Origin of the sequence: Halorientalis litorea, assembly GCF_023028225.1 — an archaeon.
Classification (GTDB): domain Archaea; phylum Halobacteriota; class Halobacteria; order Halobacteriales; family Haloarculaceae; genus Halorientalis; species Halorientalis litorea.
Map to the genome: position 1 here is coordinate 270,745 of NZ_CP095482.1, position 15,863 is coordinate 286,607.

Consider the following 15,863-nt stretch of genomic DNA (forward strand, 5'->3'; position numbering starts at 1 on the left):
CGTCTCACTCGTACCGGAGTGCCTCAATGGGGTCGACCCGCGCGGCACTCCACGCTGGGTACAGGCCCGCGAGGATGCCAACCACCATCCCGACGAGGACGGCGGCGGCGAACCACTCCACCGCCAGCGTCAGCGGCAGGTCCGCGTAGGTGACGGCGGCGAACCCGCCAGCGACGCCGAGGGGCACACCGAGGACGGCACCGAGGACACCCAACAGCAACGACTCGACGAGGAACAACTGGAGGATATCGCGGTTGCGCGCACCGACGGCTTTCATGATTCCGATTTGACGAGTCCGTTCCCGGACCGAGACGAGCATGATGTTGGCGATGCCGACGGCCCCGACGACGAGCGAGATGACGGCGATGCCGGTGACGAACTGTGTGAGGCGGTTCACGACGGTTCGGATGCGGTCGACGATGTCGTCGTTCGTCTCGACGCTCACCTCGTAGGAGTCGGGTGCGAGGCGGGGCGCGTCTGCCCCGTCGCTTTCGAGGTACGTACGGACGCGCTCTTTGACCGCGTTCGTCTCGGCCGGGTCGGCCGCGACGACGGTCACCTGCGGGTAGACGCGCTGTGTGACGCCGAGCGTCGGGCTCTCGACGACGGTGTCGTAAGCCGCCGTCGAGACGTAGAACCGCGGCTGCGTGCCGAAGCCCGAGAGTGGGTTGAGGCTCGCGTTCGCGCCGAGGACGCCGACGACGGTGAGGTTCAGCGACCCGCCGCCGCGCGTGCTCGCGTTCACCCTGTCGCCCACGCTCAAGTTCTCGGCGAACAGGCTCGCCGCTCGCTGGTTGACGACGAGTTGGCCCCCGTCGTCGTCGGTGAAGGGGCCGCCGGCGGCGAATGGCGCGCCGTCGAAGAGTGCGGCCCGCGTCGCCACTAACTGGTCGCGCGCCAGCGTCTGGTCGCCGTGAGATAGGGCCGACGTGGAGACGGTTCCCCGCGGGATGACCCGCTCGACGCCCTCGATATCGGCCATGTTGTTCACGTCGTTCTCCGTGAACACTGGCTGTGCGAGCGCGCTCGGCGGTCCACCCTCGTCGGCGGGCGTCGAGACGACGAACACGCGGTTCGCGGGCGTGTCGCCGAACTGCCCGACGACTTCGGCCTTCACGCTGGCTCCGAGCGTGACGAACGTGATGACCGCGGCGATGCCGATGACGATGCCGAGCGTCGTCAACGCCGAGCGGAGTTTGTGGCTCCGAATCGTCCGGAGGCTCATCCGGACACTCTCGCCGAGGTGCATCAGGCGTCCCTCCCTCCATCGGCGGCCGGATTGACCTCCCCATCGAGTTCTTCGGTTCGCTCGACGCGGCCGTCGCGGATGTGGACGATTCGCTCCGCGTGTTCGGCGATGCGGCGCTCGTGCGTGACGAGGAGAATCGTGTTCCCGGCCGCGTGGAGGTCGGAGAACAACGCCATGATTTGCTCGCCGGTGTCGGTGTCGATGTTGCCCGTCGGTTCGTCCGCGAGGACGATGGCGGGGTCGGTGACCAACGCCCGGGCGATGGCGACGCGCTGCCGTTGGCCGCCGCTGAGTTCTGCGGGTCGGTGGTCCACGCGGTCACCCAGTCCGACCCGGCCGAGGAGCGTGCGCGCCCGGTCGAGGCGGTCCTCGCGCGGGACGGAGCGGAAGACGAGGGGGAGTGCGACGTTCTCGACGGCAGTGAGACGCGGCATCAGGTTGAACGTCTGGAACACGAACCCGACGTCTTCACCCCGAACCGCCGCCCGTTCGGGTTCGGTCAGCGTCGTCACGTCACGGCCGTCGACGCGGACCGTCCCGGCCGAGGGAGTGTCGAGACAGCCGACGAGGTTCAACAGCGTACTCTTGCCCGACCCGCTCGGCCCCATCACGGCCGTGTACGAGCCACGCGGGAACGAGAGCGACAGGTCCCGGAGCGCGTGGACGGGTTCACCGCGGCGGTAGGTCCGGCGGACGGAGTTGAGCGTGACCGCGGCGTCACCCTTGTCGCGTGCTGCCATTACTTCGGGAACGGGTTCGAGAGCATTGAACCCTGCGAGCGGCGTCCGAACCGTTAAGACGCGCAATCCCTTGGCACATATATGAACCGAGACGGGCAGTCATCGGACCGTGGCGTGACGTGGGGGTACGTCACGGCGGCCCTCGCTGTGGCCCTCCTCGCGAGCGTCGCCGTCGGGATGGTCGTCGGCGCGCCGGCACTCGCGCCGCCCTCCGCCGACGACATCGTGGCGGGCGTCGAGGACCGCTACGACGACGCCGAGAGTTACACCGGCACCGTCGTCGTGGACGGCACGTACGACAACGGCACCGAGCGCGTCGAACGCTCGGCGCGGGTCCGCGTCCAGTACCGTGCGCCCGGGAGTTACCGTGCCGAGGTAGTGGCCCCCGAGTCAGCCAACGGCACCGTCATGGCGACCAACGGGAGTGTCGCGTGGGCGACCCGTCCCGCCGGGACCACGCTCGTTCGACCGCTCAACGAGACACAACAGGGGTGGGTCGAACGGGCGAACGTCTCCGCCGCAGTCGACCACCTCCGAGAGAACGTCACGGTGGAGAAGCGTGGCACCGCGACCGTCGACGGCGAGGAGGCGTACGTCCTCGACGTGTCGCCCCGCAACGAGAGTGCCGACGCGAGCGCGACGGTGTGGGTGTCGACCGACGACTACCGACTCCTCAAGATGGAAGGGTCCGGCCAGCACGAGGGTGAGACGGGGAGCGTGACGGTCACGTTCGAGGCGTTCGAGTTCGGCGTGAGCATCCACGACAGTGCCTTCCAGCCGCCGAGTGACCGGAACGTGGTCGTCGCGTCGCTCGACCGCACGACGTACGAGTCCGTCGCCGAGGCACGCGAGGAGAGCGGGGCCGTCGTGCCGACAGTCGACGCGCCGAACCACACGGTCACGACTGTCGCCGTCGCCACGTTCGACGGTGACCGGACGGCCACGGTCGCCTACGCGAACGACGACAGTCGTCTCGCCGTGGTCGCGTCAGAGCGTGACCCCCTCGACCGGTTCGACGCCGACACGGAGACGGTGACGGTGGGCGACCGGGAGGCGTCGTACGCCACGGCCGGCGACACGGGCGTCGTGTTCTGGCGTGCCGACGGCCTGACCTACGCCGTCGCCGGCGACCAACCGCGTGACCGCCTAGTCGAACTGGCAGGCACCCTCTCGACGTAACTCACTCGTAGACAAAGGTTTCGACGCGTCCGACCGAATACCGATAGCAGAACACGGCCACGACGGCGACCAGCAGCGTCCACGCCCCGAGGCCGACGAGTTGTGCCAACACCGTGCCACGCCCGACGAACGGGGGCGCGTCGACGAGTGCGGGGACGAACACGGTCGCCAACCCGAGCAGCGCGGCGGTTCCCGTCCCGAGCGTGTGCCCGAGGAGGACGGGCGTCGTCGGCGTGGCCGTCTCGACGCCGCCGAAGGCCGTGACCGGTTCGAAACGCGGTGAGAACGTCCCCAGAGCCACCGCGAGCGCGCTACTGAACGCGGCCAACACCACGGCGAACACACAGAGGAGTGCGGCTTCGGTGAGCGTGAGGTGTCCGTACCAGCCGAGGACGACGACGCCGACGAGCGTCGGCGGCACCCACAGGAGCGGCCCGGCGAGGACGCGGGGACGGACGAACTGCCGCCCGGGTGACGGCGTCGTCAGAACCGACGGGAGGACGGTCCCCGCCATCCCCAGCGGGTTCAACCCGAACGTCCCACCGGCCAGAAGCGCGCCGACCACGGCGACGACCACCGGGAGTGCCGGAGAGCGAGGGTGTGCGAGGGCTACTTGTGCCGTCGGCGCGGTCAGAAACACGAAGTACAGCAGGTGGACGAACCGCGACGGCGACCGGACGCCGCGGAGCCACAGCCACCGGACTTCCCGGAGCGTCGTGCCGGTGCCGATTCCGGGCACGCCGGGCAACGGGGCTCGGGCGAGACGCCGACCGGTCGCGTCCCCGGGTCCGCCTGCCGGCGGGTCCGCGTACCAGACGACGACGGCGAGTCGCCACGTAGCGACGAGCAGGACGGTCCCGGTACAGACGAGGACGACGACGGCGACGAGGGACGCCGGACCGGGCGTCACTGACACGGGACCGGGAACGAGCAGCAGGTCGGCGTACGCGCCGACCGGCACGGCGGCGAGTGGCCGAAGCGACGCCGCGAACTGGAACGGGTCGGCGGGTGCGGCCGCGTTCAGCCACAGGAACAGGCCGAGGGCGACGGAGACGCCGAGCACGGTTCGCGTTCCGCTGCCCACGCCGACCCGCCGGTAGCCGATTCGGAGCAGGTAGCCCACCGTCGCACCGCCGAGAAGCGCGACGGCGAGCAGCGGGAGCACGCCGAGGACGGCGACTGGCAGGAGCAGGGGCGTCCCGGCACCGTACGCGAACGCGCCAACCACGAGTGCCATCGGCGGGCCGAGAACCGCCAGCATGCGCACGTACTCCGCGAGCAGGAGGCCCGTCACCAGTGCGCGCGGCCGAACCGTCGTCAACAGCAGGTCCGCGTGGTCGATATCGCCCGCGCGCTCGACCATCCGCAGGCCGAACAACGCCGTCAGTGACCCCAGCCACGCGGTGACCTGTGCGCGAGCGAGCGTGACCACCGGGAGGTCGGTCCCACCGCCGACCCGAAGCCCGGCGACGTAACTCCCGCTTGCCACGAGGACGGCCACGGGCGCGAACGCGGCCACGAGGAGCGCGAACCCCAGCAGTTGGCGGCGGTCCGTGAGGACGGCCCGGACGCTCCGCCGCACCTCGACGGCGGCGACGACCCGCGCAGTTCTGAGGTCGGTCCGGAGCGCGCCGGCCACCGGTCAGCCCCCTGACCCGACGCCGTCGACTGTCTGTCCGCCCGTCACGTCGAGGAACACGTCTTCGAGCGTCCGTTCCGCCCCAGTCGCGGCACGCTCGGTCAGGGCCGCCGGTGCCCCCTCGGCCACGAGTCGTCCGTCGCTGAGGACGCCGACGGTGTCGGCGAGTTCCTCGACGACGGACAGGACGTGTGAGGAGAGGAAGACGGTCCGGCCCTCCGCGGCCAGTTCGGCGACTAAATCCTGCACTGTCCGGGCCGCGCGCGGGTCGAGTCCGCTGGTCGGTTCGTCGAGAAAGAGGACGGCCGGGTCCTGCAACACCGTTCCGGCGAGTGCCGTCTTCTGCCGCATCCCCTGCGAGTACGTCCGAATCGGGTCCTCCGCGGCGTCGGCCAAGCCGAACCGTTCGACCAGCGAGTCGACGCGCTCGCGGTCTGTGGGCGGCAGGTCACGGAGGTCCGCGAGGTACGCGAGGTGCTCCCGTGCCGTGAGTTCCTCGTAGACGGGCGGCGTCTCCGGCAGGTACGCGATTCGCTCGACCACGGCGTCGCGGTCCGAGACGTGTTCGCCCGCCACCCACGCGTCGCCGCTCGTCGGCCGCGTGAGCGTCGTCAGCATCCGCATCGTCGTCGTCTTCCCCGCGCCGTTCGGGCCGAGAAAGCCGTACACCTCGCCCGACGGAATCGAGAGGTCGAGCGACGCCACTGCCGTCGCGTCGCCGTACGCCTTGTGTAACGAGTCCGTCTCGATAGCTGGGGGCATTGTGCTGTACACTGACCGCCCGCCGGGACACTCAGTCGAGACGCTCGGCGGCGTCGCGCTCGACCAACGGGGCCGCGTTCGCCGTCGGGAGCGTCACTACGTCTTCCGAGGAGAGGTCGTACTGGCGTTCGTCGACGCAGAATATCTCGCCCACGTCCTCGGTGATGCGAACCGTCGAGCGGTCGACCCGCGTCTCGCCGCCGTCGGACCGACGCGCCGTCGCTTCCCCGTCTGTCTCCTCGGGCACGCCACCGGCTGGCGGTGCCGGAGCGGCCTCCGTCTCGTCTGTCGATGTCTCCGGCCGGTCGGCCGGGGGCTGTGACTCCGGTCCCGCCGCGTCGTCCGGTCCCGAACCGGGCGTCGGCACGTCGTCGGCTCCCACCGGTTCGGTGCCCGGGCTTGGTGCGGTGTCTGTCCCAGTTTCGGCGGGGGTATCACGGTCCGTGTCCGGCGGTGGCGTCTCGGGCGGGTGTTCCCGCGTCGAGTCGGTCGAACCGGACCCGTCGTCCGGTGACGCGGTCGTGCCGTCGGGCGACGCGTCGCTGCCCATCAGGTCGGCCGCACCGACGCCCTGACTCTCGTCCGCTGTCGGCTGTGCCGGGTCGGCCGCGCCCCCGGTGTCGGGCGTCGGCGCGTCCGTGTTGTCGAGGGCGGCGAACACCTGCTCGCGATTCTGCTCGATGGACTGGACGAGGTTCTCGAACAGCGTCCGCTCCTCGGCGGTCAGCCCCTCGTCTTCGGTCGGCATGTCGGCCGCGGCGAACGAGGCCATCTTGACGAGTTTGCCGACCCGGCGTTCGTAGATGGCCTCGACCGTCTGCTCTGCAGTCTTGATGTCGTCGGTCAAGCGGTTGACCTCCGGCGCGTCGAACGGGTCGTCGGCGCGCGCGGCGGCGGCCTCACGCTCCTCGCGCAGTTCGGCGACGAGCGTGCCGGCGTCCTCGTAGAACGACTCGCGGAGTTGCTGGAGGCTGTCGCTCTGTCGCTCGCGGTCCCGAACCGATTGGAGTTCGTCTAGATTCATGCCTCCGGACCCTTCTCGGCGCGGCCTCTCGCCATCAGGAACACGCCGAGGTGCTCTGGAACGGTACGATTGCCCTCCGACAGTGTAAAACTATCGCCGTCGAGTTCGACCGGGCCGCCCTCCGTCACTTCGACAGTGATGTCGTGACCGCGGAACGTATCCGGCACGGCGTCGACCAGCGGGTCGAAGTCCGCGAGCGCGTCCCGGTCGATGCGTCTGACTGCCAACCCGCTCCCGCCGTGGAGGCTCCCGGGAAGCCGGATGAGCCGGTTCGTGTCCGTCGTCACCGGTTCGTCGATTGGCGCGTTGTCGGCCGCGACGACGTCCGCCATCAGTATCTTCGCTATCTGTACGAACGCCGAGTGGACGTCGATGTTCCCCTGCCGTATTTGACCGCGGTTGGTCCGGGCCGCGTTCAGTGCGGCGGTGGCCTTCCCCTCGCCGACGTTCTCGAACTCCCGCAACCGCTCGATTGCCGCGTCCTCGTCCATCGCGAGCAGTTCGTCGGTGAACGAGACGATGTGGTCCAGCGCGCGCTTGCTCCACCCGCCCTCCGTCGAGAGCGTGCGCTTCTGGGCGGGACTCGTCCGGCCCGCCTCGCCGCCGACCGCCTCCTCGTCGATGAGCGCGTCGAACTCCAGTCCGATGCCGCGCACGTAGTCGACGATTTCGCGGCGCGCGTCGCGTTCGAGTTCGAACACACTCTCGTCGCGGACGTGGACGTGGTAGCCCCGCCCGCCCGAGAACACGACGGTCAGGTCCTCGAACCCGAAGTCACGCTCCAGAAAATCGAGCAGGCGGAGGAGAGCGTCCTTACACTTCGCCAGCATCTCGGCGTAGGAGTCCTCGCCGAGTTCGACCGACGGGAGGTGGTCGGCGTCGAGGTCGAAGACGAGGTCCGAGCCACGCCACCCCTTCTCGCTCATGCTCGACGCGCTCGGGTCGTCGTACCGACCGGCCGAGAAGTAGACGTGACGTGGCCGTTCGCGTTCGAGAAAGGAGTCTATCGTCCCCACGTCGAGCAGGGACTCGTGCCGGACCATCGTCGTGCCGGGCCCCTCGGTCCACGGGATGTACCCCCACTCGCGCTCGTTCGCGTCCGGCGGTGGCGTCAGGTCCGCCCGGCGATAGTAGTCGCCGAACCGGCCCCTGAGGTACGCCCGCGTTCGCTCCTCCATGCTACAACGGGGTTGGAAAAGTAGGGGCTAAAGCGTTTCCGCTCCGGGACGGGACACGCGGCAACGAGGCATCGCCCACGGCACCCCGTGCCACTACCCGAGGAGGTCCTGCAGGCGTTGTCTGATGCCGCCGCCGGTGCCGAGTTTCAAGTAGTAGGCGTCCCCGCCGTCCTCGTAGTAGCCCTCGATGCGGCGTTTGATGGTGAAGCCGATGTGTTCGTAGAAGCCGATCGCCGGGTCGTTTGTAGTGCGGGCGTGACAGGACACGGTGGAGTGGTCCTCGGCGACGCGCGCGATGAGTCGCTCGCCGAACCCCTCGTCCCGGTAGTCGGGATGGACGGCGAGAAAGAGAACGTAGCCGTCACGCCGGACAGCGGCAAAACCCACGAGTTGCTCCTGGTCGACCGGCCCGCTCTCGAAGTAACAGTAGACGGTCGACCGGCGGTAGGCGTCGCGGAAGAAGCCCCGCCGCTGTCTGAGGACGCCCTCACGGTCCCGGATTTCCTCCTTCAACTCCCACGCGTCCCCGACGTAGGTGTCGGCACCCGGGTCGACTACGCGCCGTTCGATTGTGGCGCTCACTACCCCACCGATAGCGGGTTGACGATATTAACTCCACCGCCACAATGTCGAGACGCCGCCATCCGCCCCGTCCGATAGTGTCGGTCCGAGAATACGTCTCGGCTGGCGTTCCCGTCAACCGACACCGACGGCCGGACCGAAGAGGGGACAGGGGATGGCGACGAAGAGTCGGGTCGTGAGCTACACCCTCCGCGACCACACGGCGGACGTGGCCGTCGAAGCGACCGGGCCGACCCTCGATTCGGTGTTCGGTGCCGTCGCCGACGGCCTCACCGCGGCGATGTGCGAGACGGTCCCCGACGACGGTGACCGTTTCACAATCGACGTGCGGGCCGAGAGCCGCGAGGCACTGCTGTTCGACTACCTCGGCGACCTCATCTACGAGCGCGACGTACGCGGTATCCTCCCCGCCGACAACGAGGCGTCCGTCCGCCACGACGGGGCGGACTGGGTGTGCGAGGCGAGTGCCCGAGGGGTCCCGCTCGACGCGGTGGTCGCTCGCGAAGTGAAGGCCGTCACGTACTCCGAGATGGACCTCACGGAGACAGACGACGGCTGGCACGCGTACGTCGTCTTCGACGTGTAACCCGCTAGAACGTTACGGGGACGCAGTGGAGAGTACCGACCGCCGCCAGCCACCGCATCGCCGCACGCGCCGCGACGAGAACGGTAACTATATGTTCGACGACTGTGAGGAAAAGCGTGGTATGGCCACTCGTGACTCTCGGGGCGGTAGTGGGACGAAACTTCCCGACGTGGTGTCGTTCGACATCGCACAGCTGACCCGACTGAGTTGGGAACTCGGGTCACGCATCGTCGACGGCGAGGAGTCGGCACACCACGGGACGTGGCGACACACGCGCACGTCGTGGGAGTTATCGGCGTTCCGCGCGACGACCAACACGGACATCGTCACCGTGCAGACGCCGGTGGGACGGGAGCGGTTCTACGGTGTCGCCCGGTCGGACCTGCAGTCCGCGCTTTCGAGTCTCGACACCGCCGAACCGTGGCAGCGCGTCGAGTGACAGTCGCCGCGGCTCGCCGTCGGCCGTCCGACCAGTCCGTCCGTAGGCCGTGGCGCGACTGACCAGTCGTAATCTATTCCCCGATGCTCGGGCGAGGTGTGTGTATGACCACCTACGACGCCGACGGCATCACCCTCGAACGGGTCCGTGAGTTCGTCTGGGAGATTCCACAGCAGGACGGGATGAACGCCCCGGCCCGCGTCCTCGCCAGCGAGACGCTCTTGGACGAGATTTCACAGGACAAGACCCTCCAGCAACTCAAGAACGCCGCCCACCTGCCGGGTGTCCGCAAGCACGCCATCTGCATGCCGGACGGCCACCAAGGGTACGGTTTCCCGGTCGGCGGCGTGGCCGGCATCGATGCCGAAAACGGCTGTATTTCGCCGGGAGCGGTCGGCTACGACATCAACTGCTTGCCGGGCGATACGGACGTGCGGTTGTCGTTCGAGCGGCGAGCGGACATCGAGTCGCTACGCGAACGGTTCGAGGACGAGCGAGCGGTCGTCGCGGGGGACCGACTGACCGAATCCGACATTCGGCTGTTCACTGAATCCGGAACGAAACCGGTGTACGAGGTGGAGACGGAGACTGGCGAACGAATCGAAGCGACTGCCGACCATCCGTTCCGGACTCCCGAGGGGATGGTCGAGTTGTCCGACCTCACGCCCGGCGACGAGGTGACAGTCCAGCCGTTCCGCGGCATCGAGGACGAACGCCCCGAAGAGTTCACCGTCGTCTCGGAGGACGAGTTCGACGACGCGAACCCGCAACTCGTTCGGGTATTGAAAGAGCGCGACCTGTTGCCGCTGAAATCGACCGATGAGGCGTTCAATCGACTGCTCAAACTCGTCGGCTACCACGTCGGGGACGGGTCACTCGGTGGCGAAGGGCAGGTCTGGTTCTACGGTGAACCGGAAGACCTCGAATCGATACGCGAGGACGTTCAGCGGGTCGGTTTCACGCCGTCGAAAGTGTATTCGCGAGAGCGAGAGCACGAGATCGACGGGAACGAGTTCGAGCGAACCGAGTACAGTTTCAAGACCACCTCGAAGGCACTCAGAAAGCTGCTGATAGCACTCGGTATCCCGGATGGACCGAAGGTATCGTCCGGATTCACGACGCCGGAGTACTTCGACCGGCTCACGAACTGGCAGCAGGCCCTCTACTTCCGTGCGTATTTCGGCGCGGAGATGAACGAACCGTCCGCACAGCACGACAAGAACCTCTACTGCCCGAAAGTGTCCCAGACGCGAACTGCCGAGACCGAACCCGCGGGGCGGGAGTTCTTCGAGGACGTGCGCACCCTGCTCGCTGACCTCGGCATCGAGACGAACGAACTGGAGGTATTCGAGACTGACTCGAACGCTGACCACGAGACGGTGCGGCTCCGTCTCGGCGTCAAGAACGATTCGGAGAACCTCGTCCGCTTCTACTCGACGGTGGGGTACGCGTACAACCACCACAAACGCCGCGAAGCTGTCAAAGCCATCCAGTACCTCACCACGAAAGAGCGCGAACGCGAGCGACGCGCCCACGTCGCCGACAGAGCGGAGGCACTCGCGGACGGCGGGGAAGACATCGACGATATCAAATCCGAGTTCGACATCAACGAACGGTTCATCGAACGAAGTGTCTGGAGCGGCCGCGACACGCAACCGCGTCCCGGTGCCGATTTCCCGGGCTTCGACGAGTTCCGCGAGTCCGTCGAGGTTCGAGACGACCTCACCGTCGAGACGGAGATCGCGTCGATCACCGAGGTCGGCGAGAAACCGGTGTACGACATCGGCGTGGCACACGCCGCGCACAACTTCATCGCGGAGGGGTTCGTCGTCTCGAACTGCGGCGTCAGGATGATGCGGACCAACCTGACCTACGACGACGTGCAGGGCCGGGAGGAGGAACTGGTCGACGCCCTGTTCGAGGCCGTCCCGTCGGGGCTGGGCGGCGGCGGCGTCGTCGAGACGGACCAGCCGACGGTCAGAGCCATCCTCGAACGCGGGATGGACTGGGCACTCGAGGAGGGGTGGGCAATCGAGGACGACCTCGCCCACTGCGAGGACGAGGGGTATCGGCCGGAGGCGGACGCGAGCAAGGTTTCGAAGAAGGCCAAAGACCGGGGGCGCAACCAAGTGGGGTCGCTCGGGTCCGGCAACCACTTCCTCGAAGTCCAGCGGGTCACCGACGTGTTCCGCGCGGACGTGGGCGAGGCGTTCGGCCTCTCCGAGGACCAAATCGTCGTCCTCATCCACTGCGGGTCGCGGGGACTGGGCCATCAGGTCTGCACGGACTACCTGCGAGACATCGAGCAGGCACATCAGGGGCTGTTGAACCAGTTGCCGGACAAGGAACTCGCCGCCGCGCCCGCCGGGTCACAACTCGCCGAGGACTACTACGGGGCGATGTGTGCGGCCATCAACTACGCGTGGGTCAACCGCCAACTCATCATGCACCGGACCCGCGAAGTGTTCGCGGACGTGTTCGACCGGTCGTGGGAATCGATGGACATGCACTTGCTGTACGACGTGGCCCACAACATCGCCAAGAAGGAGGTCCACACCGTGGAGGGTGGCGAAGAACGCGAACTGTTCGTCCACCGCAAGGGCGCGACGCGGGCGTTCCCGGCGGGACGACCCGAGGTGCCCGACGCCTACGCCGACGTGGGTCAACCCATCATCATCCCCGGGAGCATGGGGGCGGGGAGCTACGTCCTCCGAGGCGGCGAGAACTCGCTGGCGGAGACGTTCGGGTCGACGGCCCACGGTGCTGGGCGACTCATGTCCCGGACGCAGGCGAAAAACGAGTTCTGGGGTGAGGACGTGCAGGACGACTTGCGCGAACAGGACCACGTCTACGTGAAGGCGCAGTCGGGCGCGACGGTGGCAGAGGAGGCACCCGGCGTCTACAAGGACGTGGACGAGGTGGTTCGCGTCTCGGACGCACTGGGTATCGGCGACCGGGTGGCGCGGACGTTCCCCGTCTGTAACATCAAGGGCTGAACGGCGGGGTGCGGGCCGCCCGGCCGTTCGTCCCGCCGAAAGGGTTAGGCGGGTACCCGGTCTGTATCGGTCCATGCCAGTCACAGCCCACGACGTAGCGGCGGCCGACGGAACGCGACTGTGCCTGTGGGAGCAGTCGGCCGACGACCCGGAGCGGGCCGTCCTGTTCGTCCACGGTGCGACCTACGCTATCCGGTCGATTTTCGCCCCCGAGGGCGCGCCGGCCCACTCGTGGTTCGGTGCCGTCGCCGACGCCGGGGCTGGCACCTTCGGCGTCGACATCCGCGGGTACGGCGACAGCGAGCGACCGCCGGCGATGGACGCCGAGGACCCGGAGCACCTCCCCTCCCGCGCACCGGCGGCCGCCACGGACGTGCGGGCGGCCCTCGACGCCGTCCACGAGCGTGTCGACTGCCCGGTCCATCTGGTCGGCACGTCGTGGGGGACCATCGTCTGTGGGGTGCTCTTGACCGCCGCGGACGCGCCCGACGTGGCGTCGGTGACGTTCCACGCGCCGATGTACGAACCGGACCCGGCGGAGTACGGCGGGTTCGAGCCGGACCGCGCCGCGCCGACCCGGGAACTCACGAAAGAGCGGGCCTTGGAACGCTGGAACGAACAGATTCCGCGGTCCGTGCCCGCCACTCTACGCGACGGTGACGAAGACGACGACCCGGTATTCGAGGCGTTCTGGGCGGAACTACTCCGGTCCGGGCAGGCGGGACCCGGAGGGGACAGCGTCGTCGCTCCAAACGGGACGTTGGCTGACCTCGCGGCGGCCACCGAGGGGTCGCTGTACGACCCGAGTGCCATCGACGTGCCGACACTCGTCGTCAGGGGGACACTCGACCCCACGTCGACACGGGCGGACGCGACGGCCCTGTACGACGCGTTGGACGTGCCGGGCGACGAGGCGGCTTACGCCGAAATCGAGGGTGGCACGCACTTCGTCCACATCGAGCGGCGGTGTCGGGCACTGTACGACACCGTGCGGGCGTTCCAGACACGCGTGGAGTCGTAGCGAGCGGCAACCTCAGGGTCGGAAGTCGAACCGGGGCCGGTCGATGTCGGGAGTTCGGTGAGGAACTTCCTCGCCGCCCTCGTACTTGAGGAAACTGAGATAGAAGGTGCGACCACAGCCGTCGCCCGCGGGGTCGGGGTCGTTGGCACCGCCGTCACCGACGGCCTGCCCGGCGTCGCTGTCGGCACGCGGGTCCGGAGTGTCGGTCCCGTCGCGTCCGAGACAGACGAACTCGATGCCGTCGGCGTCGTCGAAGTCGTCGGTCGTCCCGGCGTACTCCCAGCCGTCCAGTGGTTCTCGGGAGACACACTTGTCTTGCAGGTAGCCGTCGCGCTCGACGCCCGTGACTGCCCCGCAGTACGGACAGTGGTACGTCACTTCGACCATACCACGGGTAGGGGACGAGGCGGTTTATGTGTCTCTACTCGGCAGACGGGCGTCGGACAGCCCAGAAGGTACTTCCCCGGTGCAACCGACAGTCAGGATATGATAGACGAGACGGTCGAGGAGATCGAGGAGATGCAGACTCATTCCTCGTCGGTCGTGGCAGTGAACGCCGCGAAGGCCCTCCGAACCCTCGCCGAGAACGAGTACCCCACGGTCGAGGAGTTCCAGCGCGCCCTCGAACGCAACAGCAGCGCGCTCCGGCGGGCCAACCCCTCACACGCCTCCCTCCAGAAGACACAGCGGGAGATAGTCGGAGCCGTCGAGGCGGCGGACGCCGAGAGCGTGGCCGCGGCCGTCGAGGCACTCGACGCGGCGATAGGTCGCGTGGTCGAGTCAGTCGAAGCGGGCAAACACCGGGCAGCCGAGAACGCCGCGGATATCTTCGAGGACGGGATGACCGTCCTCACACACGACTACTCCTCGACGGTGCTGGAGGCAATCGAGTCGGCCGCCCGCGACGGTGCGCACCTCGACGTGTACGTAACGGAAGCGCGGCCCCGCTACCTCGGGCGGAAGACGGCGAGAGTCCTCGCGGGAATCGACCGCGTGGAGACGCGCCTGTTGGTCGACAGCGCGGCGGGGCACTTCCTCCCGGCGTGTGACCGCGTGGTCATCGGGATGGACTGCATCGTCGGCGACACGCTGTACAACCGCGTCGGCACCTATCCACTCGCGGCGACGGCCGCGGACACCGACGTTCCGGTGACCGTCGTCGGGTCCAGCGCGAAGATAATCGACGGTGGCGGGTTCGCGTTCGAGAACGAACTGCGCTCGCCCAGCGAGGTGATGCGGGAGCCGGCCGAGGGGTTCACCGTCGAGAACCCGGCGTACGACGCGACGCCGACCCGACTGCTCGATACTGTCGTCACCGACGAGGGCACCCGGGAGTTCTGACCGGTGTCCCGTCCGTCGGATGTGTAGCGACGTGACCCGTGCGGACTGTTTATAACCGCGGCGTCGGATTGGCAGGTATGAGCGGGGCGTCCGACGTGGTCGTTGCGAGCCAAGAGACATCGACGCCAACCACGGCGCCCGCCGGACAGACAACGACGACGGCGGCAGGCGGCGTCCCCGAAATCGGACTGCTTCCCGCGTGGATTCCGGAGTGGGTCGTCAGCCTCGGCGCGGCCGTCGTCGTCGCCCTCCTGTCGGTTCTCACCGCCCGTGTCGTCATCTCGTTGTTCGGTCGCCGCATCGCCCGTCGCTTCGAGCGACCCAGCATCACGCAGATGATTCTCCGCGGCATCCGCGTGAGCATCTACCTCGTCGGATTCCTGACCATCCTGCGTATCTACGGGCTCTCGCTCGGTGACCTCGTCCTCTCGGTGACGGTGTTCACGGCGGTGGTCGGTGTCATCCTCGCGCCCATCGTCGGGAGTATCATCAGCGGCGTCTTTCTGCTCGCGGACCAGCCATACGAAATCGGCGACATGATAGAGATAGCCGATAGCGGTCAGCGCGGTTTCGTCGACGACATCACCCTCAGATACACGAAGATTTTCACGCTCGACAATACGTTCGTCGTGGTCCCCAACGGCGAGATTCGGAGTCGCGACGTCATCAACTACTCCGCGGAGGACCCCCGGACCAGACAGTCGCTCGACATCATTGTAACCTACGAAGGTAACCTCGAACAGGCGCGGTCGCTCGTCGAGCGGGCGGCACGGGACGTGGACATGGTCATCGAGGGAGGCCCCGACATCCGAGTGGGTGCCGCTCGCTACCCGGCGGCCCCGACCTGCTACATCGACACGTTCGGTGACCACGGCGTTCACCTGCGCCTGCGGTACTGGATACGGGAGCCGTACAAACTGCTGGCGACGCGCTCGAAGGTCCAGACCAACGTCTGGACCCGACTCGAAGACGCCGACGTGGAGATAGCCTACCCACACCAGCACCACGTCTTCGACGAGACGAGCGGGCAGGTCGGGGTGGCGATGGACGGCCCGAGCAAAAACACCGGCCCCGTCATCGGGGACGAACTAGACGGGACGGGTGTCGACGACTCCGAGGGCGAGTAG

Annotated in this window: 15 protein-coding genes; 7 read left to right on the forward strand and 8 right to left on the reverse strand. The window is 67.8% G+C overall.

Features of this window, described 5'->3' with window-relative positions; translation table 11 throughout:
- Positions 1-4 precede the first annotated feature (4 nt).
- Both MUG95_RS01545 and MUG95_RS01550 read right to left on the reverse strand, forming a co-directional pair.
- Positions 5-1,249 (reverse strand): ABC transporter permease, encoded by a 1,245-nt coding sequence (locus MUG95_RS01545; protein ID WP_247009309.1) that lies wholly within the window; start codon positions 1,247-1,249, stop codon positions 5-7.
- The gene (locus tag MUG95_RS01550; RefSeq protein WP_247009310.1) at positions 1,249-1,989 is read right to left on the reverse strand and encodes an ABC transporter ATP-binding protein; all 741 of its coding nucleotides are present in this window, start codon (positions 1,987-1,989) and stop codon (positions 1,249-1,251) included. The genes MUG95_RS01545 and MUG95_RS01550 overlap by 1 nt, the downstream gene beginning before the upstream one ends.
- A gap of 81 nt (positions 1,990-2,070) precedes the next feature.
- Between MUG95_RS01550 and MUG95_RS01555 the strand changes: the two genes are divergently transcribed.
- Positions 2,071-3,168, forward strand: a complete 1,098-nt coding sequence (locus tag MUG95_RS01555; RefSeq protein WP_247009311.1) for a LolA family protein — start codon at positions 2,071-2,073, stop codon at positions 3,166-3,168.
- A gap of 1 nt (position 3,169) precedes the next feature.
- Here MUG95_RS01555 and MUG95_RS01560 read toward each other — a convergent pair whose 3' ends face one another.
- The 5 genes from MUG95_RS01560 to MUG95_RS01580 all read right to left on the reverse strand — a co-directional run bounded on the left by MUG95_RS01560 (position 3,170) and on the right by MUG95_RS01580 (position 8,353).
- The gene (locus MUG95_RS01560) at positions 3,170-4,807 is read right to left on the reverse strand and encodes a hypothetical protein (protein WP_247009312.1); all 1,638 of its coding nucleotides are present in this window, start codon (positions 4,805-4,807) and stop codon (positions 3,170-3,172) included.
- Between the two features lie 3 nt (positions 4,808-4,810).
- Positions 4,811-5,569 (reverse strand): ABC transporter ATP-binding protein, encoded by a 759-nt coding sequence (locus tag MUG95_RS01565; protein ID WP_247009313.1) that lies wholly within the window; start codon positions 5,567-5,569, stop codon positions 4,811-4,813.
- 31 nt (positions 5,570-5,600) lie between these two features.
- Positions 5,601-6,593: a hypothetical protein gene (locus tag MUG95_RS01570; protein WP_247009314.1), complete on the reverse strand. Its 993-nt coding sequence runs from the start codon at positions 6,591-6,593 to the stop codon at positions 5,601-5,603.
- Positions 6,590-7,771 carry a DNA primase small subunit PriS gene (gene priS / locus MUG95_RS01575; RefSeq protein ID WP_247009315.1) on the reverse strand — a complete coding sequence of 394 codons (1,182 nt, stop codon included), beginning with the start codon at positions 7,769-7,771 and terminating at the stop codon, positions 6,590-6,592. Before priS ends, MUG95_RS01570 begins: the two co-directional genes overlap by 4 nt.
- A 93-nt stretch (positions 7,772-7,864) precedes the next feature.
- Positions 7,865-8,353 (reverse strand): GNAT family N-acetyltransferase, encoded by a 489-nt coding sequence (locus tag MUG95_RS01580; protein WP_247009316.1) that lies wholly within the window; start codon positions 8,351-8,353, stop codon positions 7,865-7,867.
- A 175-nt stretch (positions 8,354-8,528) separates the two neighbouring features.
- Between MUG95_RS01580 and MUG95_RS01585 the strand changes: the two genes are divergently transcribed.
- The 4 genes from MUG95_RS01585 (at position 8,529) to MUG95_RS01600 (ending at position 13,395) form a co-directional block, all read left to right on the forward strand.
- Positions 8,529-8,939, forward strand: coding sequence for an archease (locus tag MUG95_RS01585; RefSeq protein WP_247010509.1), 411 nt, complete (start codon positions 8,529-8,531; stop codon positions 8,937-8,939).
- Positions 8,940-9,060: 121 nt separating this feature from the next.
- Positions 9,061-9,378 carry a hypothetical protein gene (locus MUG95_RS01590; RefSeq protein ID WP_247009317.1) on the forward strand — a complete coding sequence of 106 codons (318 nt, stop codon included), beginning with the start codon at positions 9,061-9,063 and terminating at the stop codon, positions 9,376-9,378.
- Between the two features lie 305 nt (positions 9,379-9,683).
- Positions 9,684-12,374 carry an RtcB family protein gene (locus MUG95_RS01595; RefSeq protein ID WP_372608209.1) on the forward strand — a complete coding sequence of 897 codons (2,691 nt, stop codon included), beginning with the start codon at positions 9,684-9,686 and terminating at the stop codon, positions 12,372-12,374.
- Positions 12,375-12,447: 73 nt separating this feature from the next.
- Positions 12,448-13,395 (forward strand): alpha/beta hydrolase, encoded by a 948-nt coding sequence (locus tag MUG95_RS01600; protein WP_247009319.1) that lies wholly within the window; start codon positions 12,448-12,450, stop codon positions 13,393-13,395.
- A gap of 12 nt (positions 13,396-13,407) precedes the next feature.
- Here the strand turns inward: MUG95_RS01600 and MUG95_RS01605 are convergent, their stop codons facing one another.
- Entirely contained in the window at positions 13,408-13,782 is a 375-nt protein-coding gene (locus tag MUG95_RS01605) for a DUF7969 family protein (protein WP_247009320.1), read from the reverse strand.
- 99 nt (positions 13,783-13,881) lie between these two features.
- On the opposite strand from MUG95_RS01605, the gene MUG95_RS01610 reads away from it, so the two are divergent.
- Together MUG95_RS01610 and MUG95_RS01615 are read left to right on the forward strand one after the other, a co-directional pair.
- Positions 13,882-14,736: an eIF2B alpha/beta/delta subunit family protein gene (locus MUG95_RS01610; RefSeq protein ID WP_247009321.1), complete on the forward strand. Its 855-nt coding sequence runs from the start codon at positions 13,882-13,884 to the stop codon at positions 14,734-14,736.
- Between the two features lie 77 nt (positions 14,737-14,813).
- Positions 14,814-15,863 (forward strand): mechanosensitive ion channel family protein, encoded by a 1,050-nt coding sequence (locus MUG95_RS01615; protein WP_247009322.1) that lies wholly within the window; start codon positions 14,814-14,816, stop codon positions 15,861-15,863.